Origin of the sequence: Streptomyces daghestanicus (assembly GCF_020521275.1) — a bacterium.
GTDB classification, from domain to species: domain Bacteria; phylum Actinomycetota; class Actinomycetes; order Streptomycetales; family Streptomycetaceae; genus Streptomyces; species Streptomyces griseoviridis.
Window position 1 is genome coordinate 512,987 of record NZ_BNDX01000008.1, and the last position, 19,679, is coordinate 532,665.

At 75.3% G+C, this 19,679-nt stretch carries 15 protein-coding genes; 6 read left to right on the top strand and 9 right to left on the bottom strand.

Annotated features, from left to right (window positions below):
- The first annotated feature begins 179 nt into the window (after nt 1-179).
- The 4 genes from eccE (at nt 180) to Sdagh_RS11730 (ending at nt 6,216) form a co-directional block, all read left to right on the top strand.
- Nucleotides 180-1,532, top strand: coding sequence for a type VII secretion protein EccE (gene eccE, locus Sdagh_RS11715; protein ID WP_190078423.1), 1,353 nt, complete (start codon nt 180-182; stop codon nt 1,530-1,532).
- Entirely contained in the window at nt 1,532-2,359 is an 828-nt protein-coding gene (locus tag Sdagh_RS11720) for a hypothetical protein (protein ID WP_189424202.1), read from the top strand. The genes eccE and Sdagh_RS11720 overlap by 1 nt, the downstream gene beginning before the upstream one ends.
- Nucleotides 2,360-2,575: 216 nt before the next feature.
- Nucleotides 2,576-2,893 (top strand): DUF397 domain-containing protein, encoded by a 318-nt coding sequence (locus Sdagh_RS11725; RefSeq protein WP_189424200.1) that lies wholly within the window; start codon nt 2,576-2,578, stop codon nt 2,891-2,893.
- A 257-nt stretch (nt 2,894-3,150) separates the two neighbouring features.
- A complete protein-coding gene (locus Sdagh_RS11730; protein WP_373301926.1) occupies nt 3,151-6,216 on the top strand; it encodes an SCO5717 family growth-regulating ATPase in 3,066 nt (1,021 codons plus the stop codon).
- A gap of 65 nt (nt 6,217-6,281) precedes the next feature.
- On the opposite strand, the gene Sdagh_RS11735 is transcribed toward Sdagh_RS11730, so the two are convergent.
- The 9 genes from Sdagh_RS11735 to rimP form a co-directional block, all read right to left on the bottom strand.
- Complete coding sequence (locus Sdagh_RS11735; protein WP_189424196.1) at nt 6,282-7,238, bottom strand: bifunctional riboflavin kinase/FAD synthetase; 957 nt, start codon at nt 7,236-7,238, stop codon at nt 6,282-6,284.
- Between the two features lie 121 nt (nt 7,239-7,359).
- Nucleotides 7,360-11,088 carry a trypsin-like peptidase domain-containing protein gene (locus Sdagh_RS11740; RefSeq protein ID WP_226535052.1) on the bottom strand — a complete coding sequence of 1,243 codons (3,729 nt, stop codon included), beginning with the start codon at nt 11,086-11,088 and terminating at the stop codon, nt 7,360-7,362.
- 254 nt (nt 11,089-11,342) lie between these two features.
- Nucleotides 11,343-12,248, bottom strand: coding sequence for a tRNA pseudouridine(55) synthase TruB (truB, locus tag Sdagh_RS11745; protein ID WP_190012158.1), 906 nt, complete (start codon nt 12,246-12,248; stop codon nt 11,343-11,345).
- Nucleotides 12,245-12,715 (bottom strand): 30S ribosome-binding factor RbfA, encoded by a 471-nt coding sequence (gene rbfA / locus Sdagh_RS11750; protein WP_189424192.1) that lies wholly within the window; start codon nt 12,713-12,715, stop codon nt 12,245-12,247. Before rbfA ends, truB begins: the two co-directional genes overlap by 4 nt.
- A 39-nt stretch (nt 12,716-12,754) precedes the next feature.
- Nucleotides 12,755-13,048, bottom strand: coding sequence for a DUF503 domain-containing protein (locus Sdagh_RS11755; protein ID WP_189424190.1), 294 nt, complete (start codon nt 13,046-13,048; stop codon nt 12,755-12,757).
- Nucleotides 13,049-13,200: 152 nt separating this feature from the next.
- Nucleotides 13,201-16,278, bottom strand: coding sequence for a translation initiation factor IF-2 (infB, locus tag Sdagh_RS11760; protein WP_189424187.1), 3,078 nt, complete (start codon nt 16,276-16,278; stop codon nt 13,201-13,203).
- A 175-nt stretch (nt 16,279-16,453) separates the two neighbouring features.
- Nucleotides 16,454-16,735 carry a YlxR family protein gene (locus tag Sdagh_RS11765; RefSeq protein ID WP_189424185.1) on the bottom strand — a complete coding sequence of 94 codons (282 nt, stop codon included), beginning with the start codon at nt 16,733-16,735 and terminating at the stop codon, nt 16,454-16,456.
- A 130-nt stretch (nt 16,736-16,865) separates the two neighbouring features.
- Nucleotides 16,866-17,858 carry a transcription termination factor NusA gene (gene nusA, locus Sdagh_RS11770; RefSeq protein ID WP_189424183.1) on the bottom strand — a complete coding sequence of 331 codons (993 nt, stop codon included), beginning with the start codon at nt 17,856-17,858 and terminating at the stop codon, nt 16,866-16,868.
- Between the two features lie 2 nt (nt 17,859-17,860).
- A complete protein-coding gene (gene rimP, locus Sdagh_RS11775) occupies nt 17,861-18,397 on the bottom strand; it encodes a ribosome maturation factor RimP (protein WP_190078421.1) in 537 nt (178 codons plus the stop codon).
- A gap of 227 nt (nt 18,398-18,624) precedes the next feature.
- On the opposite strand from rimP, the gene Sdagh_RS11780 reads away from it, so the two are divergent.
- Together Sdagh_RS11780 and Sdagh_RS11785 are read left to right on the top strand one after the other, a co-directional pair.
- Complete coding sequence (locus Sdagh_RS11780) at nt 18,625-19,176, top strand: hypothetical protein (RefSeq protein WP_226535054.1); 552 nt, start codon at nt 18,625-18,627, stop codon at nt 19,174-19,176.
- Nucleotides 19,173-19,643 (top strand): ferritin-like domain-containing protein, encoded by a 471-nt coding sequence (locus tag Sdagh_RS11785; protein WP_189424178.1) that lies wholly within the window; start codon nt 19,173-19,175, stop codon nt 19,641-19,643. Before Sdagh_RS11780 ends, Sdagh_RS11785 begins: the two co-directional genes overlap by 4 nt.
- Nucleotides 19,644-19,679 lie beyond the last annotated feature (36 nt).

The window sequence follows — 19,679 nt, forward strand, 5'->3', positions numbered from 1 at the left end:
CCCGTTTTTCACTTTGCTGCCGTTTACGAGAACCCCCGGGCCACCCGCCGATCCGCGGCGTTTGCTCCTGCAGGGGCCCCTACTATGCCGTGTGACGATCGCACCGTACGGTACGGGGTACCGTGGTGCGCCGCCAGCTCAAGTCGCGGCCAGACAATGCAAAGGGGTTGTTCCGGGGGATGAGCACTGCGACCAGGTCTCGGCGCCGAAACGGCGGCCGTCGCACACGGGAGAACCAGCGGCCGGAAGGGCCGCCGGAGCCGGCGCAGTCACCGCCCGCGGCCTCCGACCGTACCGCCCCGGCGGCCCCGGCCGCACCCACCCTCGCCCGGCGTCCCGGCAGCATCGGCCCCATCCGGGTCCAGCAGCTGGTCGGCTTCGAACTCGCCGCCGCCGTGCTCCTGATCGGCTGGCTGCTGCGCCCCATCGGGCTCACGGTCGGCATCGTGCTGGCCGTTCCGCTGGTCCTGGCCGGGTTGCTGCGCCGGCGCGGCCGGCCGCTGCCCGAGTGGTTCGGCACCGCCCGCGCCCTGCGGGACCGACGCAAGCGCAACTCCGAGCCGGTGCCGCCCGGCACGGACCCCGGCTTCGCCCCGGCCGTCGAGTGCGACCCGGCGCTGCGCACCTACTCCTTCCACGACCGCCAGCAGCGCGAGATCGGCATGGTCGGTGACGGCACCTTCCTCAGCGCCCTGGTACAGGTGGAGGCCGCCGACCTCCCGCTGCGCCCCGCCGCCGGCACCCGGGACATCCCCCTCGACCTGCTGCAGGGCCTGCTGGAGGTGGACGACATCCGGCTCGCCTCCGTCCAGGTCGTCCAGCACACCCAGCCCGCGCCGGCCCCGCACCTGCCCCCGCAGGCCATGGCGGTCCGCTCCTACGGCCCGCTGCAGGCCCAGAGCATGACGCCCGGCCTGCGGCTGACGTGGGTCGCGCTCAAGCTCGACCCGGAGCTGTGCCCGGAGGCCGTCCAGGCCCGCGGCGGCGGCATGCAGGGGGCCCGGCGAGCGCTGCTGCGGGTCGCCGACCAGCTGGCCAGCCGGCTGATGGGGGCCGGTCTGAAGGCCAAGGTGCTGAGCGAGTCGGACATCAACGCGGCCATCGCCACGTCCAGTTGCGTCAACCCACTGGCCACCACCGGCGGCGCGGCGCTCGACGGCAGCCGCTCCAGCCGCCGCACCGCCGAGACGTCCCGCGCCTGGCGCTGCGACGACCGCTGGCACACCACGTACTGGATCTCCCGCTGGCCGCAGGTCGGCGGCGGGACGTCCACGCTTCCGCAGCTGGTCGGCGCGCTCACCTCGTCCCCGGCGCTGGCCAGCACCTTCTCGCTGACGATCGGCAAGCGGCGGGGCGGCCTCCTCGCCCTGTCCGGCCACGTCCGCCTGACCGGCCGCGGCGAGAACGAACTCGACGAGGCCGCCCAGCACTTGGAGCGCTCGGCGGCCGCCTTCCGGGTCGGTCTGGTCCGGCTCGACCGTGAGCAGCTCCCCGGAGTCCTGGCCACCCTGCCGCTGGGAGGTACCCGCTGATGTCCGCCCCGACCGCTCCGGCCGCCGGCCGCCCCGGTTTCGGCTCGTCGGCCTCCGGCTTCCCCGGGCAGCGCGCGGGCCACCTGCCCCGCACCCCCGCCCCCTCCCGGCACGGACCCCAGCGCCGGCTGCGCGCCGCGTTCGGCCTGCTCGGCCCCCGGCGCGAGCGCCACCTCGTGGACGCCGGCTCGCTGGCGCAGCTCTCCCTGCCCGTGGGCGACGACGGCATGGTCCTCGGAATAGACCCGGACAACCAGCCGGCGATCCTGGGCCTGTGCCGGCCCACCCGGCTGGACGTCGTGCTGGTCGGCGGCACCTGGCTGGCCCAGGTCATCGCCCTGCGCGCGGCGGCGATCGGCGCCCGGGTGGCCGTGGAGACGGCCCGCCCCCAGCTGTGGTCGCCGATGGCGCAGGCGGCCGGCGGCGGCCAGCAGTGCGTGACGGTGCACCCCGTGGGGCGGATCGCTCCCCAGGGGCCGTCCCCGGCGAGCCCGGTGCTCATCATCCGCGACCTCGGCATCCGCCCGCCGCGCAGCCGCCTCACCACTCAGCCGTGGCAGTCGGTGCTGACGCTGCTCCCCTATCTCGGCCCCACCGCGCCACGGCTGCTGTCCACCGCCGACGTCGTCGGCATCCAGCGGATCTCCCCTCAGGAGTCCGACATCGTCGGCAGGGTGATGCGGCTGGGCCGGGACGACGTCACGTCCCTGCCGTCCCTCTCCGACAGCGTGGCGCTGTGGTGCACGCAGAAACACCGGCAGTACGTGATGACCCAGCCCACCGACGCGGAGACCGGGCTCCTCGGCGCACCGCGCCGCATGGACTGAGGCGACCAGGGCGTACGGCGTGCCCACGTCCCCCACCCCTGAGGATGAACGCCCTCGGCAGTGGGTGGACGCGGCCGGCCGCGCCGAGGCGGTCCCACGGCGAACGGCGGCGCCCGGCGCGGGGGTTGGGAGCGGGCCGTTCGTCCGTGCGGGCGTCCGGGCGGCAAGTATGGTGACCGTGCACGTCGTCCGCTCACCGGAAGGGGCCCTTCGACCATGGCCGACGCACACGACAGCAGCACGGAGACGCGGGACGAGGACGTCAAGGCCCGCAAGGAGAGGGAGCGGGACGAGCTGTACGCCCTCGACATCTCGGACGTCGAATGGCACAGCGCGCCCGGCACCGAGGAGCACGAGGAGCGCGTAGAGATCGCCTATCTCCCGGAAGGGGCGGTGGCCATGCGGTCCTCGCTCGACCCGGACACCGTCCTGCGGTACACGGAGGCGGAGTGGCGGGCGTTCGTACTGGGGGCCCGCGACGGCGAGTTCGACCTGGAGCCGGCCCCGCACAACGGCGGCACCCCGGCGGAATAGGCGCACCCGTCCGGTTCTGCCCGGGGTTCGGCGCGGCGCACCGCGTCCGGAGGAGACGCCGCCGGCGGGGTGGACGGCTCCTCGGGGAGACGGCCCCCGCGACGGCCCGGACGCACGGCGGACGGGCCTGCCCCGCCGGGCGTCATGGCGTTTACGCTTGATGCGGGTGCGGCGTCGGAACCTACGGACGGATCGCACGCGTCCGGGGGGAAACGAGACGGATCGGACGACAGGTACGGTCGCCCCCAGCCCGGCACATGAGTGCCCGTACGGCACGAGGGTGCTCGACCACACCAGGAGGAACTGTGCACAGCGATCGGGACGGGATGCGCGTGGGCTGGACCACGCCCAGCGATGACCAGTCCGACGCGGAATCGGCCGTCGAGGTGACGGGCGAGTTCACCATCGACTATGCCGCGCCTGCCTGGTACACCCAGACCGCGGCGGCCGGCGGAGAGCAGACACCGCCCGCTCCCGCCCCTGCGCAGAACCCTCCCGCCGACCCTTCCACCCCCGCGTCCACGCCTCCCGGCTCCGGGACGGTCCCGGGCCAGGCACCCAACCCCGCCCACGGCACGGCACCGGGGGCACCCGGAACGCCGGTGGCCGCGGGGCAGCCGGCAACTCCCGGGCAGGGGACGGCTCCTGGCCAGAGCCCCTTCCCCGGTCAGAGCGCCTTCCCCGGCGGCCAGGGAGCTTTCCCCGGACAAGGGGCTTTCCCCGGCCAGGACGCCGGCCCCGGTCAGAGCGCGGGCGCCGGTCAGGGCACCGCTCCCGGTCAGGCCCCGGCGCACGGCCGAGCGTCCTTCCCGGGTCCGCCGGCCACGCCCGGTCAGGGAGCCGCCGCGGGACCGGGTCCGTTCACCGTCCCCCAGGCCGCTCCCGGCTCCGGTTCCGGACCCGACGGGCCGCCCGCCGCGGTGCCGGGCTTCGGACCGCCCCCCGTGGCGTCGCCGGTGACCCCTCCGCCACCGCCCCCGGGTGCGACCCCGGTGACGCCCCCGCCGCCGGTGGGCACGCCCTACCCGACGGTCCCGGCGTCCGCCCCGTCGGCGTCTGCCTCCACTCCCACGCCTCCGCCCGCCGCGGGCAGCCCGGCCGAACCGGCGCCGGACGCCTCGGCCGCGTCCGACGAGGCGTCACCCACCGCTCCCGGCAGTACGCCGGAGAGCGACACCGCCCCGTCCCCCGGCGCCTCGCCGGACACCGGCGCGTCCACCGAGCTCCGCGCGCAGGACAGCCCCGCCCCCGACGACGCGCCGTCCGCCCCCGGGACCGGCCCGGAGGCGACACCGGACCACGAAGTCGAGGACGCCGAGGACGCCGCCGGCACGGAGGTCCGCGAGGAGTCCCGTACCGCCGGTGACATAACCGCGGACACGGCGGCGGACGGCGAAACCGAGGGCGACGGCGCCGCCCCGTCCGCCGAGACCCAGGCGGCCGAGCACTCGGCCCCGGAGCCGGAGCGGGGCGCCCAGCAGGACGTGGCGGCCGGCTGGCGGCCCCCGCCGGCACCGGAAGGAGCCGTTCCGCCGCTTCCGCCGCAGTTCCCGTCCGCCGCGGCCGGAGGCACGCCCATGCCGCCGGCCGCACCCGCGCCGGCCGCCGCCCAGGCGTGGCCGGCCACGGACGGACAGGTCCCTCAGCCCCGGCCCGGCGAGCCGGCCACGCCCGCCCAGCCCACCGCGGACCCGGCTCAGCCGCAGGCCCCGCAGGCAGCACCGCCCGGCTGGCCGGCCGCCCCGCAGGGCGCCTTCGGCGCACCCCAGCCTCCGCAGCCGGGCTACGGCTTCCCGCCCCAGCAGCCCGCGCCTCCGGCCCCGCCGCAAGCGGGCTACGGCTTCCCGCACCCGTCGGCGCCGACGCCTCCGCAGAGCGCGTACGGCTACCCCCAGCAGCCCCAGCCTCCGCAGGGCGGTTACGGCTTCCCGCAGCCGACCCCGCAGGGCTACGGCTACCCCCAGCAGCCCCCCGCCCAGCCCGGTCAGCCCGGGCCCGGAGCACAGCCGCAGCCGCAGCCGGGCCAGCCCGCTCCGGCCGTGCCCGGACAGCCCCCGCAGCCCCCGTACCCCTACGGCCAGCCGCCCGCCCGGCCCGGCGTGGACCCCCGTACCGGTGCCGCCTACCCGCAGGCCATGCAGCACGACCAGCGCGAGCAGGTCAGCCCGGGTGCGCCGCTCGGGTACAACGCGGCCGTCGAGCTGACCTCCGACCGGCTGGTCAACAGCAGGAAGCAGAAGGCCAGGAGCAGCCGCCCCACGCCGGGCGGATCGCGGTTCAAGCTCGGTGGCCGCAAGGAGGAGCAGGAGCGGCAGCGCAAGCTCGACCTCATCCGGACCCCGGTGCTCTCCTGCTACCGGATCGCGGTGATCAGCCTCAAGGGCGGCGTGGGCAAGACGACCACGACCACCGCGCTCGGCGCCACGCTGGCCAGTGAGCGGCAGGACAAGATCCTGGCCATCGACGCCAACCCGGACGCCGGCACGCTCGGCCGCCGGGTGCGGCGGGAGACCGGCGCCACCATCCGCGACCTCGTGCAGGCGATCCCGTACCTCAACTCGTACATGGACATCCGCCGCTTCACGTCACAGGCGCCGTCCGGACTGGAGATCATCGCCAACGACGTGGACCCGGCCGTGTCCACGACCTTCAACGACGAGGACTACCGGCGCGCGATCGACGTGCTCGGCCGCCAGTACCCGATCATCCTCACCGACTCGGGCACCGGACTGCTCTACAGCGCCATGCGCGGAGTGCTCGACCTCGCCGACCAGCTGATCATCATCTCGACGCCCTCGGTGGACGGCGCGAGCAGCGCCAGTACGACGCTGGACTGGCTGTCCGCGCACGGGTACGCGTCCCTGGTCTCGCGGTCCCTCACGGTGATCTCGGGCGTGCGCGAGACCGGCAAGATGATCAAGGTGGAGGACATCGTCACCCACTTCGAGCAGCGCTGCCGCGGCGTGATCGTCGTGCCCTTCGACGAGCATCTGGCGGCGGGGGCCGAGGTCGACCTCGACATGATGCGGCCGAAGGTCCGCGAGGCGTACTTCGACCTGGCCGTGAAGGTCGCCGAGGACTTCGCGCGGGCCCAGCAGGAGCAGGGGCTGTGGACCTCGGACGGCAACCCGCCGCCCACCATGGCGCCCCCGATGCCGGGTCAGCAGGCTCCGGCCGGACCGCCCTTCCAGGGCCCTCCCGGCGCGCACCCGGGCCAGCCCTGGCAGTCCGGTCCGCAGCAGGGGTACCCGCAGCCTCCGTACCAGCAGCCGGGCCACCCCGGGGCCGGGATGCCGCCGGGGCACATGCCGCCGCAGCAGTAAGGACCACGGCGAAGGGCCGGCACCCCGGAGGTGCCGGCCCTTCGTCACGGGGCAACCGCTCCGCCTCAGCCCCGCCCCGACGCCTCCGCCACCAGCTCCCGGCACGTCTTCACGTCCTCGGTCATCTGCTCCAGCAGGGCGTCCAGCGTGTCGAAGCGGGCCTGGCCGCGGACGAAGGCCAGGAAGTCGACGGCGACGTGCAGGCCGTACAGGTCGAGGCCGACGCGGTCGATGGCGTACGCCTCCACCGTGCGCTCGGTGCCGTCGAACTGGGGGTTGGTACCGACCGAGATCGCGGCCGGCATCGCCTCGCCGGCCGCGTGCAGCCAGCCCGCGTAGACGCCGTCGGCGGGGATCGCGGTGTGCGGGAGGGTCTCGACGTTGGCGGTGGGGAAGCCCAGTTCCCGGCCGCGCTGGGCGCCGCGGACGACGACGCCCTCGACGCGGTGCGGCCGGCCGAGGATCTCGGCGGCGCCGCGGACGTCGCCCTCGGCGATCAGGCGGCGGGTCAGGGTGGAGGAGAAGGGCTGGCCGGCGCCCGCGTCGCCGCTCACGTACAGGTCCACGACCTCGACCTCGAAGTCGTAGACGCGGCCCTGTTCGGTGAGGAAGCCGACGTTCCCGGCGGCCTTGTGGCCGAAGCGGAAGTTGGGGCCCTCGACGACCGCCTTGGCGTGCAGCTTGTCGACCAGGACCTTGACGACGAAGTCGGCCGGGGAGAGGTTCGAGAACTCCTTGGTGAAGGGGAGGACGAGGACGGCGTCCACGCCCAGCTCGGCGCAGAGTTCGGCACGGCGGTGGTGCGGGGCCAGCAGGGGCGGGTGGCTGCCGGGGCGGACGACCTCGCTGGGGTGCGGGTCGAAGGTGACGACGACGGCCGGGACGCCCAGGGCGCGGGCCCGGTCCACGGCATGCCGGATGATCAGCTGGTGCCCGCGGTGGACGCCGTCGTAGGAGCCGATGGTGACGACGCTGCGTCCCCAGTCCTCGGGGATGTCCTCCAAGCCACGCCAGCGCTGCACTGTGTCTGCTCCTTGTCGCAAACTCGTCGAGAACCCTGCCTCTTGTCGCAGGTCTAAGGGTGCCATGCCGCCCGCGCCCGGCCCGCATCGGCATGGGATGTGGCCGGTCACCGCGGCCGGCTCACCGGTCGCGCCCGCCCCCTCGTACGGGGATGCCCTGGCCGGCGAGGCTCTCGACGGTCCGGCGGGTGCCCGGGCCGATCAGGGCCGCCCACTCCTGGGGCGCGCCGGCCAGCCAGCCGGCCAGGCGGGCGGCGAAGCCGGGGGCCTGCCGGGCCAGGGCGACGAGGGTGCCGTCGAAGCGGGCGGCGCCCTTTGGGGTGCGGACCAGCAGCAGCCCGACGCGGCGGACGAGGGGGCGCAGGGCGTCGCCGTGGCCGCCGCCCTCGCCGGCGTGGACCGGCAGGACCGCCGCGCGCAGCAGCGCGTCGAGGACCGCGGGGTCGCGTTCGTGCTCCAGGAGGACGTCCCGCAGGGCGCCGCGCAGCGGGGCGCGGCCGGGGGCGCCGAGCACCGTGGCGAGCGCCGTGCGCACCGGCACGGGTCCGATCGTGAGGAGTCCGCCGGCCAGCGGCAGGAGTACGTCGTCGGCGGCGGCCGGGTCCCGGCCGAGCCGCCGTTCCACGTACCCGGCGACCTGCCCGGCGGTCTCCGGGTGCTGGGCGGCGGTCTCCGCGAGGACCTCGGCGACGCGGGGCGCCAGCTCGGGGGTGGCCGCGTCGGCGAGCCGGCGCAGGGCCTCCCCGGCGTCCGGGCCGCGCAGCCGGGCCCGGAAGGCGTCGAGGACGGGCCCAGGGTGGGTGGGCAGGGCGGCGGCCAGGGCGCTCGGCGGGAGGTAGGGGTCGCCGGCCGCGAAGTGGCGCAGCGCCCGCTCCAGGTGGCGGTCGCGGCTGTCCGGATCGCGGACGAGCAGGGCGAGGGCGGCGCCGTGCAGCGGGCTGTCGGCGGAGCGGACGAGCAGGGCGAGGGCGGTGTAGCGCAGCAGTTGGCGGTCGGTCTCGGTGCGGACGTGCTCGGCGGCGCGCAGGGCGTAGGTCACGGCCGCCGCGCGCCGCTCGGGCCGTTCGTCGCGGGCCCACCGGTCGGCGGCGCGGCAGACGGCGGAGGGCTCCTCCTCGGCGAGGACGGCGAGCAGTTCGCCGGCGCGGTGGTGGGCGCTGTCCACGAGGGTCTCGACGAGGTCGTCCGGGGCGTGGTGGCGGTGGGTGTGCAGCAGGGCCTGCGCGGCCGTGGCGACGGTGGCGTGCGGGGCGGCGGGCAGGGGCCGTTCGTCGTCGAACCAGCGGACGAGGCAGGGCTGTACAGCCGCGGGGCGGTCGGTGAGGAGGGAGGCGACGGTGTCCAGGTGGCGGGGGCCCGGCTCGTGCGGGGGTCCGTCGGCGCGGACGAGCCGGCGGAACAGGTCGAGGCGGAGGTCGTCCGGCACCGGCAGGGCCGCCCAGAAGGCCGGCCCGAACTCGCGCGGCACCGGCCGCCCCTCCTCGCGCCGGGCGGCGGCCGCGTCGGCGAGCCGCCGGAGCACGCCGGCGTACGGCACCGGGTCGGGCACACGGGACAGGACTCCGGTGAGGAGCCGGGCGGTCCACCAGGAGGGCGGCTCGGCGTCGAGGGCCTGCGCCAGCTCCGCCAGGCGTGCGGCGAGCCGGTCGGAGCCGTGCTGGCGGGCGACGTGGAGCAGGGACTCGACGACCGGGCCGATGCGGTGGTGCGGCACGTCGGCGGCGGGCCCGGTGCCGAGCGGGCCGTGCCGGTGGACGAGGGCGTTCAGGGCCCCGTCCAGGTCGAGGTGGAAGCCCTGGAGCCAGTCGGCCAGCTCCTCGTGCGCGAAGCGGTAGCCGCGGCCTGCGGGCACCAGCAGGCCCTCGGCGAGGACGGCGGCGGCCCAGCCGGTGCCGCCGCCGAGCCGGGCGGGGGCCTGATCGCGGGGGAAGACCTCCTCGAACGCCGCCGGGTCCAGTTCGCCCTGCCCGGGGGCGAGGCTGCGCCGGGCGGCCTCGTGGACCTGCCCGGACACCTTCGCCGCGAGCCGCCGTACGGCGGTGCCGCGCAGGCCGTTCTCCGTGGCGAGGCGGGCCGCGACGCGCAGGCAGACGAGGTCGAGGTGGGCGGCGAGGACCTCGTCCCGGCCCAGTACGGCGGCGGGGGCGGGGCCGGGCTCCGGTGGTCCGCCCGGCAGCGCCGGCACCCCGCCGGCGGGGCGGGGCGGCTCGCCCAGGGCGGCGCGGACCTCGGAGAGCAGGCGGAGGGTGAGGGGGTGGCGGGCGTCGGCGTCCGCCAGCGTCCCGTCCGGGACGCCGAGGCGGGTCCGTGCCCGCCGGGCCTCGTCCTCCGTCAGGTCGTCGAGGGGCACGCACGGCGGCAGCCAGGGGACGGCGGCCGTGCCGGGCCGGTACAGCACCTCGCGGGGGAACGCCGCGCCCGCCCGCTCCCAGTGCTCGGGGCGGCACGCCACGATCAGCCGGGACCCCGTCCGCCGCAGCCAGGCCGCCGTGCTCTCGCTCCACTCGGCCAGCCGGTGCGCCAGGCCGGGCGGCATCTCCTCCGGTCCGTCCAGCAGCAGGAGCAGCGGGCGTCCGGCGTCCCGGGCCAGTCCGGCCACCCGCCCGGGGGTCACGTCACCGAGCCCCGCGGCACCGCCCGGTGCGTCGCCGCCGGGCCCGGGGGACGCGGGGCCCACGGCCTCCGTCGCCGCTCCCCCGGCCTCCGCCGCCCGGCCGCCCACCCCGCCGAACCCGTTCGGCCCGGCCGGCCCTCCCGACGCGCCGACGGTCCGGGCCGCCCGCTCCAGGGCCCGGCCCGCCGCGTCGGCCACCGAGGCGTCCTCGGCGCGCAGGTCGGCGCCGCGCAGCCACAGGGTCGGGGCCGGGCGCCGGCCCCGACCGCGCCGCTCGGCGAGGGCCGCCAGCTCCGTCGTACGGCCGCTGCCGGGGGCACCGACGAGCCCGAGGACGTACGCCGGGCTGTCGGCGAAGGCGGCGAACTCCGCCGCCGGGGCCGCCCGTTCGACCGGCGGCGGCGCGCCGGCCCGGCCCGCCGGCCCGGCGCCCCGGGTGCGGTCCGGCCGGCCCGAGGCCGCCGTCAGCTCCCGTACGCCCGCCGGATTGAGGTCGGGGCCGTACGCCGGGACCGTCGCCGCGTTCTCCGCGAACAGCTCGGCGAGGGGGCCGGGGGCGTCGGCCCGGCGCAGCGGCACGGCGAAACCGACGTCGCTGTGGGCGGACCGCAGGGCGGTGCCGAGGACGCCGAGGACGGCCCCGGTGGCGGCGTCCAGCACCGGCCCGCCCGTCGCTCCGCCGCCGAGCCGCAGGGCGTCCCGGCCCAGTGTGCCGACCGCCAGTTCCAGGGCGCCGCCGAGGAAGTGGAAGCCCTCGGTGGAGGTGTACGTGACATCGGCGGTGCCCAGCACGCGGGCCTCGCGCCAGCCGCCGGCGGCGATCCGTACGTAGCTCCCGGCGGCGGGGCCGTCGCCGGTGGTCAGCGGCAGCGGGGGCAGGCCGAGGCCCTCGGTGCGGACCAGGGCGAGGTTCAGGCCGGGCAGCGGGATGACGGCGTCGGCGGTGACGGTGCAGCACCGGTCGCGGGCGCCGTGCAGGACCAGCCGGGGCAGGCCGTCGACGGCTTCGTGGCTGGTGACGACCGTGCCGTGGTGGTCGGCGAGGAAGCCGGTGCCGCGCGGACGTCCGGCCAGGTCGTGGACGCGGACCAGGGCGGGGCCGGCCGGGGCGGGCGGCGGACCGTCCGGCTCCGGGGCCCGCTCGCCCGGCGGGGCGCCCGCGGCCTCGGCCGCGCCCCGGACCTCGTCCGTGTCCCCGGACGTCTCCCGGAACCGGTTCCGCGACGTCGGCGTCATCGCCGGACCTCCCCCGCCATACACCCGTGCTCTGCGTCCGACGGTAGGCGGATGATGATCGCCGGGAAAGATCGCTCGGCGAACGCGCCCCCTTCCACTCCCCCGCTTCACTCCGAGCGCCTGCCCGGACGGGTGAACAGGAGGGGTGCCTTGGATACACCCTAGGGGTGGGGGAACCGAGGGGGGACCGTGGAGCGGCGGCGAGGCATCCCCGTGTCCGCCGCTCCACGGGCAGGTGCCGCGACCGGCCCGTATCAGGCGAAGACGGCCAGGCTCCTGGCCTTGCCCCGCTGGTCCTCGACCAGCGCGAGCAGCTCGCCGGCGGGGCCGAACACGGCGACCGCGCCGGCCCCCGCGTACTCCTCGGGCATCTCCAGCCGCACCCCGTTGGTGAGCAGCCGGGCGCGCCGCGCGTCGACGTCCCAGCGCGGGAAGGCGGCACCGGCGGCCTCGGCGACCGGCATGACCGTCAGCTCCTCCTGGAGCTGCTCCAGGGTGCGGGCCGACTCCAGCTTGTACGGCCCGACCCGGGTGCGGCGCAGCGCGGTCAGATGACCGCCGACGCCGAGCCCGGCGCCGAGGTCGCGGGCGAGCGCCCGGATGTACGTGCCGGAGGAGCAGACCACCGACACCACCAGGTCGAGCACCGGGGTGCCGTCCTCGGCGGTGTCCTCGCGGACGTCGTACACCGTGAACGAGGAGACGGTGACCGGGCGGGCCGGGATCTCGAACTCCTCGCCCTCGCGCGCCCGCTTGTAGGAGCGCACTCCGTTGATCTTGATGGCGCTGACCTTGGACGGCACCTGCATGATCTCGCCGGTCAGCTCGGCGATGCCCGCGTCGACCGCTTCCCGGGTGACCTTCGAGGCGTCGGTGGACCCCGTGATCTCGCCCTCGGCGTCGTCGGTCAGGGTGGTCTGGCCGAGCCGGACGGTCCCCACGTACTCCTTCTCGGTGAGGGCGAGGTGCCCGAGGAGCTTGGTGGCCCGCTCCACGCCGAGGACCAGGACGCCCGTCGCCATCGGGTCGAGCGTGCCGGCGTGCCCGACGCGCCGTGTGCGGGCGATGCCGCGCATCTTGGCGACGACGTCGTGCGAGGTGAAGCCCGACGGTTTGTCGACGATGACAAGGCCGTCGGGCGTGGTGTGCTTGTCGGTCATTTAGCGGTGTCGTCCGTCTCGTCGGCCGGGTCGTCCTCGTCGTCCTCGCCCGGCTTGCGGTACGGGTCCGGCTCGCCGGCGTAGCGGGCGTTCGCGGACGCCTCGCGCACCTTGGCGTCGGACTGCCGCGCCTTGTCGAGGAGGTCCTCGATGTTCTTGGCGGTGTCCGGCAGGGCGTCCATGACGAAGGCGAGGGTCGGGGTGAACTTCACACCGGCCGCCTTGCCGACCTCGGAGCGCAGGATGCCCTTGGCGCTCTCCAGGCCCGCCGCGGCGGCCTGCCGCTCCTCGTCGTCGCCGTAGACCGTGTAGAAGACGGTCGCCTCCCGGAGGTCACCCGTGACCCGGGTGTCCGTGATGGTGACGTGGGAGCCGAGCCGCGGGTCCTTGATCCCGCGCTGCAGCTTCTGGGCCACCACTTCCCGGATGAGGTCCGCCAGCCTCTTGGCCCGCGCGTTGTCGGCCACTGGTCCGTCTCCCGTTCTTTCTTCGCTGTGATTCGTGGGTCAGTCGTCTTCGCCGTGGAACCGCCGTCGGACGGACAGCAGCTCCACCTCGGGCCGGCCGGCCACCAGCCGTTCGCACCGGTCGAGCACGTCGCTGAGGTGTCCGGCGTCGCCGGACACCAGGGCCAGGCCGATGACGGCCCGGCGATGGAGGTTCATGTGATCCACCTCCGCCGCGCTCACCGCGTACTTCCGCTGGAGTTCGGCGACGATCGGACGGACGACGGAGCGCTTCTCCTTCAGCGAATGTACGTCGCCGAGGAGAAGGTCGAAGGACAGCGTCCCCACATACATGTGCAACCGGTTCACCCGCCGGTCCGGGATCGATGGCCCCGCCATCCATGGGCGGGGACATCAGAACCGTACAACGAACGGCCGGGGCCGATCGACGGATATTGCTCTCCGCCGACCGGCCCCGGAACCGCACCGTCTCGAAGTCGGGGCTGTTACACCCGCGGCTTCTCGCGCATCTCGTACGTCGCGATGACGTCGTCGACCTTGATGTCGTTGAAGTTTCCGAGGTTGATACCGCCCTCGAAGCCTTCGCGGATCTCGGTGACGTCGTCCTTGAAGCGACGCAGACCCTCGATGTTGAGGTTCTCCGCGATGACCTTGCCGTCGCGGATGAGGCGCGCCTTGGTGTTGCGCTTGACCTCGCCGGAGCGGATGAGCACACCCGCGATGTTGCCCAGCTTGGACGAGCGGAAGACCTCGCGGATCTCCGCCGTGCCCAGCTCGACCTCTTCGTACTCCGGCTTGAGCATGCCCTTGAGGGCCGCCTCGATCTCCTCGATCGCCTGGTAGATGACCGAGTAGTACCGGACGTCCACACCCTCGCGCTCGGCCATCTGCGCCGCGCGGCCGGCCGCGCGGACGTTGAAGCCGATCACGATGGCGTCGGAGCCCATGGCCAGGTCGATGTCGGACTCCGTGACCGCGCCGACGCCGCGGTGCAGGACGCGGATGTCGACCTCTTCGCCGACGTCCAGCTGGAGCAGCGAGGACTCCAGGGCCTCGACCGAACCGGAAGCGTCACCCTTGATGATCAGGTTCAGCTGCTGGACCTCGCCGGCCTTGAGCACCTTGTCCAGGTCCTCCAGGGAGACGCGGCGCGTGCGCTTGGCGAACGCGGCGTTCCGCTCACGGGCGGCGCGCTTCTCCGCGATCTGGCGGGCCGTACGGTCCTCGTCGACCACGATGAAGTTGTCACCGGCGCCCGGGACGTTGGTCAGGCCCAGGACCTGGACCGGCGTCGAGGGACCGGCCTCGGCGACGTTGTTGCCGTTGTCGTCGAGCATGGCGCGGACGCGGCCGTAGGCGTCGCCCACCACCATCGTGTCGCCGACCCGCAGGGTGCCTCGCTGGACGAGGACCGTCGCCACGGCACCGCGGCCGCGGTCGAGACGGGACTCGATCGAGATGCCCTGCGCGTCCTGCGTCGGGTTGGCCCGCAGGTCGAGCGAGGCGTCGGCGGTCAGGATGACCGCTTCGAGCAGCGAGTCGATGTGCAGACCCTGCTTGGCGGAGATGTCGACGAACATGGTGTCGCCGCCGTACTCCTCGGCCACCAGGCCGTACTCGGTCAGCTGACCGCGCACCTTGGTCGGGTCGGCGCCCTCGACGTCGATCTTGTTGACCGCGACGACGATCGGGACGTCGGCCGCCTTGGCGTGGTTGAGCGCCTCGACCGTCTGCGGCATGACGCCGTCGTTGGCCGCGACGACCAGGATCGCGATGTCGGTCGACTTCGCACCGCGGGCACGCATGGCGGTGAACGCCTCGTGACCCGGGGTGTCGATGAAGGTGATCTTGCGATCCTCTTCGTTGACCTCGGTCGTGACCTGGTAGGCACCGATGTGCTGGGTGATGCCGCCGGCCTCGCCCGCGATGACGTTGGTCTTGCGGATGGCGTCGAGCAGCCGGGTCTTGCCGTGGTCGACGTGACCCATGACGGTGACGACCGGCGGGCGGACGACCAGGTCGTCCTCGGAGCCCTCGTCCTCGCCGAACTCCAGGTCGAAGGACTCGAGCAGCTCGCGGTCCTCCTCCTCCGGGCTGACGATCTGAACCGTGTAGTTCATCTCGTCGGCGAGGAGCTGGAGCGTCTCGTCGGAGACGGACTGCGTGGCCGTGACCATCTCGCCGAGGTTCATCATGACCGCGACGAGCGACGCCGGGTTGGCGTTGATCTTCTCCGCGAAGTCGGTGAGCGACGCACCACGCGACAGGCGAATGGTCTCGCCGTTGCCGCGGGGCAGCATCACGCCGCCGACCGACGGGGCCTGCATGGCCTCGTACTCCTGGCGCCGCTGCCGCTTCGACTTGCGACCGCGACGCGCGGGACCGCCGGGACGGCCGAAGGCGCCCTGCGTGCCACCACGGCCACCGGGACCGCCGGGACGACCGCCGAAGCCGGGACGGCCACCGCCGCCGGCGAAACCGCCGCCACCACCGGGACGGCCGGCGAAACCGCCGCCGCCACCGGGACGACCGGCACCGCCGCCGCCACCGGGACGGCCGGCGAAGCCGCCGCCGCCGGGGCGACCGCCGCCGCCGGGACGGCCCGCACCGCCGGGACCGCGGCCGCCGGGGCCGCCGCCGGGACGCGGGCCGGCAGCGGGACGCTGCGGCATCATGCCGGGGTTGGGACGCGGGCCGCCGGGACGCGGACCAGCGGCGCCGCCCTGCGGACGGGGCATCCCGCCCGGCGTCGGACGGTTGCCGCCCGGAGCCTGGGGACGGGGGCCGCCGCCCTGGCCGCCGGGGGCCTGCGGACGCGGACCGGCGCCGGCGGGACCGCCGGGACCGGGACGCGGGCCGCCGCCCTGCGGGCGCGGCGACTGCGGACGGGCCATACCGGCGTTGCCGCCGGAGGTGAAGGGGTTGTTGCCCGGGCGCGGACCGCCCTGACGGCCACCGGGGCGCGGCGCGGGGGCGCCGGGACGGGGACCGCCGGAACGGCCCTGTCCGCCACCCTGCTGGCCCTGGCCCTGGCCGGGACCGCCGGCCGGACGGCCACCGGGCTTCGGGGCACCGGGACGCGCGCCGGGCCTCGGACCGGCCGGGGCCGGCGCGGAGGCCGAGGCGGCGGGAGCCGCCGGCGGCGCGGTGAACTCGGGCGCGGCCGGAGCCGGACGCGGCGCGGGCTTGGGGCCCGGCGTCGGACGCGGGCCGGGGGCGGCGGCCGGCGCGGGCGCCGACGGGGCCGCGGGGGCCTGCGGCTGCTGGGCCGCGGGCTTGGGGGTCGCCGGGCGCGGCGCGGCCGGACCCGGACGGGGGGCCGACTGCGCCGGGGAGGGCGCCGGGGGCCTGGGGGCTGCCTTGCGGGGGGCGCCGGGCTTGCCGGCGGCGCGGCCGTTGCCGCTGCCCTGCTGGAAGGCGTCAGTCAGTTTGCGTACGACAGGCGCTTCGATCGTCGAAGACGCCGAACGGACGAATTCACCGAGTTCCTGGAGCTTGGCCATGACGACCTTGCTCTCCACACCGAACTCCTTGGCGAGTTCGTAGACCCGGACCTTAGCCACTTCGCTCCTTTGAGGTCCGGGTTGCGTCCGGACCGTCGCTAGTTCATGGGCGTACTCATCGCGTACTCATCGAGTGCTCATCGCAATCTCGACCTGCTTTCGACTCGCGAGGTACCAAGCCGCACGGGGTTCCGTGCGGCACGTCGTGCCGGTCGCCCCACCGGAAACTCTCCGGTCAGCAACCTTGTGTCTGCTCGACGTACTGGCGCAACGCCTTTACGTCGAGCGGTCCCGGGACGCGCAGTGCCCTCGGGAACGCCCGGCGGCGTACCGCCTGGTCGAGACAGACCTGGGTGGGGTGAACGTACGCACCCCGGCCGGGCAGCGTACCGCGTGGATCGGGGGCGCATTCGCCCTCGACCGCCACGATCCGCAGCAGCGCCGTCCTGGCCGCTCGCTCCCGGCACCCCACGCAGGTGCGCTCAGGGCATGCACGAGTAGGCGTCCGGCCAGACACTTCTAAGTCTACCTCCCCGCGGCGACCTCACCCCTGTGGGGCGAGAATCGGAGCACTCACCGCCCGGAAGCTGTCGTGATCTCAGCGCCGGACGGCTTGGATCTATTCCCCGTACCACGGTCCGGGGATCTCACTCCCCCGACTGCTGCAGCTCGGTGTCCGGGCGGATGTCGATGCGCCAGCCGGTCAGGCGGGCGGCGAGGCGGGCGTTCTGGCCCTCCTTGCCGATGGCCAGCGACAGCTGGTAGTCGGGGACGGTCACCCGGGCGGACCGGGCGGCCAGGTCGACGACCTCCACCTTGGTGACCCGGGCCGGCGAGAGCGCGTTGGCCACCATGTCGGCCGGGTCGTCCGACCAGTCGACGATGTCGATCTTCTCACCGTTCAGCTCGCCCATCACATTGCGGACCCGGCCGCCCATGGGGCCGATGCAGGCGCCCTTGGCGTTGAGTCCGGAGCGGGTGGCACGGACGGCGATCTTGGTGCGGTGACCGGCCTCACGGGCGATCGCGGCGATCTCGACACTGCCGTCGGCGATCTCCGGGACCTCCAGCGCGAACAGCTTCTTCACCAGGTTGGGGTGGGTGCGCGAGAGGGTCACGGACGGACCGCGCACTCCCTTGGCCACCCGGACGACGTACGACCTGAGGCGCGTGCCGTGCGGGTAGCTCTCGCCGGGGACCTGCTCCTGCACCGGCAGGATGGCCTCCAGCTTGCCGATGTCGACCAGCACGTTCTTCGGGTCGCGGCCCTGCTGGACCACGCCGGTGACGATGTCGCCCTCGCGGCCGGCGTACTCGCCGAGCGTGGCGTCGTCCTCGGCGTCGCGCAGCCGCTGGAGGATGACCTGCTTGGCGGTGGTCGCGGCGATCCGGCCGAAACCGGACGGTGTGTCGTCGAACTCGCGGGGCTCCTGGCCCTCCTCGAGGTCGGCCGGGTCCTCCTTCGCCCACACGGTCACGTGTCCGCTGGTGCGGTCGAGTTCCACGCGCGCGTGCCGGCGGCTTCCCTCGGTGCGGTGGTACGCGATGAGGAGGGCCGACTCGATCGCCTCGACCAGCAGGTCGAAGGAGATCTCCTTCTCCCGCACCAAGCCCCTGAGGGCACTCATGTCGATGTCCACGGCTACGCCTCCTCCTCTTCCTTCATCTCGCTGTCGTCCTGCTCGTCCTGCTTGTCCTGCTTGTCCTTGCGGTTGAACTCGACCTGGACCCGGGCCCCCGCGATCGCGTCGAAGGCGAGCCTGCGGGCGGTGGCCTTGCGGCCCTTCACGCCCGGCACCTCCAGGTCCACACCCTCGTCGTCCACGGTCAGGATGCGGGCGACCAGGTCGCCGCCCTCGGTCAGCCGGAACCTCACCAGGCGGTCGACGGCACGCACGTAGTGGCGGTGTTCGGTCAGTTCGCGCTCGGCGCCCGGGGTGCCGACCTCCAGGGTGTACTCGCCCTCGCCCATCGCGTCGGTCTCGTCGAGCTTCGCCGAGAGCGCGCGGCTCACATCGGCGATCGCGTCCAGATCCGCGCCGTCGTCGGAGTCGACGACGACGCGCAGCACCCGCTTGCGTCCGACGGAGTCCACCGCGATCTCCTCGAGATCCAGCCCTTGGGAGGCGACCAGCGGTTCCAGCAGTTCTCGCAGCCTCTCGCTCTGGGTGGTGCTCATCCGGGTGACTCCTCGGCCGCGTGTGCTGTTGTGGGACGGTGCGCGTGTCTGGTCAAAGGGTATCCGGTCGCGGAGGGTGTTGCCGTCCACCCGGCCCCGGCGGCGCCCCCGGGCGGTGCCGCTGAGCGGCGCGGGGCGGCCTGCCGGGTACGGTGATCACGGCGTGCCGCCTGGGCGGTGTCCGCCCCCCTTCCCGCTTCCGTACGAGCCTGCCGAGGACGTCTGCCGTGTCGTCTGCCGTGTCGTCGTTGCCCGCATCGCCGCGCCCGCCCGGGCGGCCCCGCCGCAGGAGCCTGCTCGTCACGGCCGCCGGGGCGGCGCTGCTGGCGGGCTGCACCGGGTCGTCGGGCCCGGACGGGCCGGACGCCGCCGCCGTACGGGCCGGTGACCGGGCCCGCGCGCGGGCGGCCCGGGACAGCGCCGCGCTGGCCGGGCGGTACGCCGCGGTGATCGCCGCGCACCCGGCGCTGGCGGAGCGGCTGCGTCCGCTGCGGGCGGAGGTCGTGCGGCACGCGGCGGCGTTCGGCGCGGGCACCCCGTCCGCCGCGGCCTCCCCGTCCGGCTCGGCGCGGGCCGCCGGCCCGGACGGCACCACCGCGGACGACGTGCCGGCGGACGAGCGGGACGCGCTGGCCCGGCTCGCCGCCGCCGAACGCGAGCTGGCCGACCGGCGGATCGCGGCCCTGGACGGCGTACCGGGCGAGCTGGCCCGGCTGCTGGCCTCGGTGGCGGCGGCCGGGGCGGGCCATGTGTATCTGCTGACGGAGGGCGACCGGTGAGCGAGAAGGACGGGAAGCGGCGCGAACTGAAGGCGCTCCAGGCGGTGCTGGCGGCCGAACACGCGGCGGTCTACGGCTACGGCGTCGTCGGCGGCCGGGTCGGCGAGGAGCGGCGCGCGGAGGCCCGGGCGGCGTACGACGCCCACCGGGCCCGGCGGGACACGCTGGGGCGCCAGGTGCGCGCCCTCGGGGCGGCCCCGGTCGCCGCGCGGGCCGGGTACGCGCTGCCCTTCCCGGTGCCGGACGCGGCCTCGGCGGCGCGGCTCGCCGCCGAGCTGGAGGAACGGCTGGCCGGGGTCTACTCGGACCTGGTGCGCGCGGCCGGCGGCGAGCGCCGCAGGGCCGCGGCGGAGGCGCTGCGGGAGGCGGCGGTCCGCGCGGTGCGCTGGCGGGGCGGCAGCGTAGCCTTCCCTGGGCTCGCCGAGCGGTCCGGTACCGCGTCGGCACCGGCGGCACCGACCGCGTGACACGTACGGGGAGCACCCGTACGGGAAGGGAACGGC

Excerpts from the sequence above, each read along its gene's own strand:
- rimP (WP_190078421.1), bottom strand. The coding sequence starts at position 18,397 with ATGAGCACCACCCAGAGCGAGAGGCTGCGAGAACTGCTGGAACCGCTG.
- Sdagh_RS11720 (WP_189424202.1), top strand. The coding sequence starts at position 1,532 with ATGTCCGCCCCGACCGCTCCGGCCGCCGGCCGCCCCGGTTTCGGCTCG.
- Sdagh_RS11725 (WP_189424200.1), top strand. The coding sequence starts at position 2,576 with ATGGCCGACGCACACGACAGCAGCACGGAGACGCGGGACGAGGACGTC.
- Sdagh_RS11730 (WP_373301926.1), top strand. The coding sequence starts at position 3,151 with ATGAGTGCCCGTACGGCACGAGGGTGCTCGACCACACCAGGAGGAACT.
- Sdagh_RS11755 (WP_189424190.1), bottom strand. The coding sequence starts at position 13,048 with ATGTATGTGGGGACGCTGTCCTTCGACCTTCTCCTCGGCGACGTACAT.
- Sdagh_RS11740 (WP_226535052.1), bottom strand. The coding sequence starts at position 11,088 with ATGACGCCGACGTCGCGGAACCGGTTCCGGGAGACGTCCGGGGACACG.
- truB (WP_190012158.1), bottom strand. The coding sequence starts at position 12,248 with ATGACCGACAAGCACACCACGCCCGACGGCCTTGTCATCGTCGACAAA.
- eccE (WP_190078423.1), top strand. The coding sequence starts at position 180 with ATGAGCACTGCGACCAGGTCTCGGCGCCGAAACGGCGGCCGTCGCACA.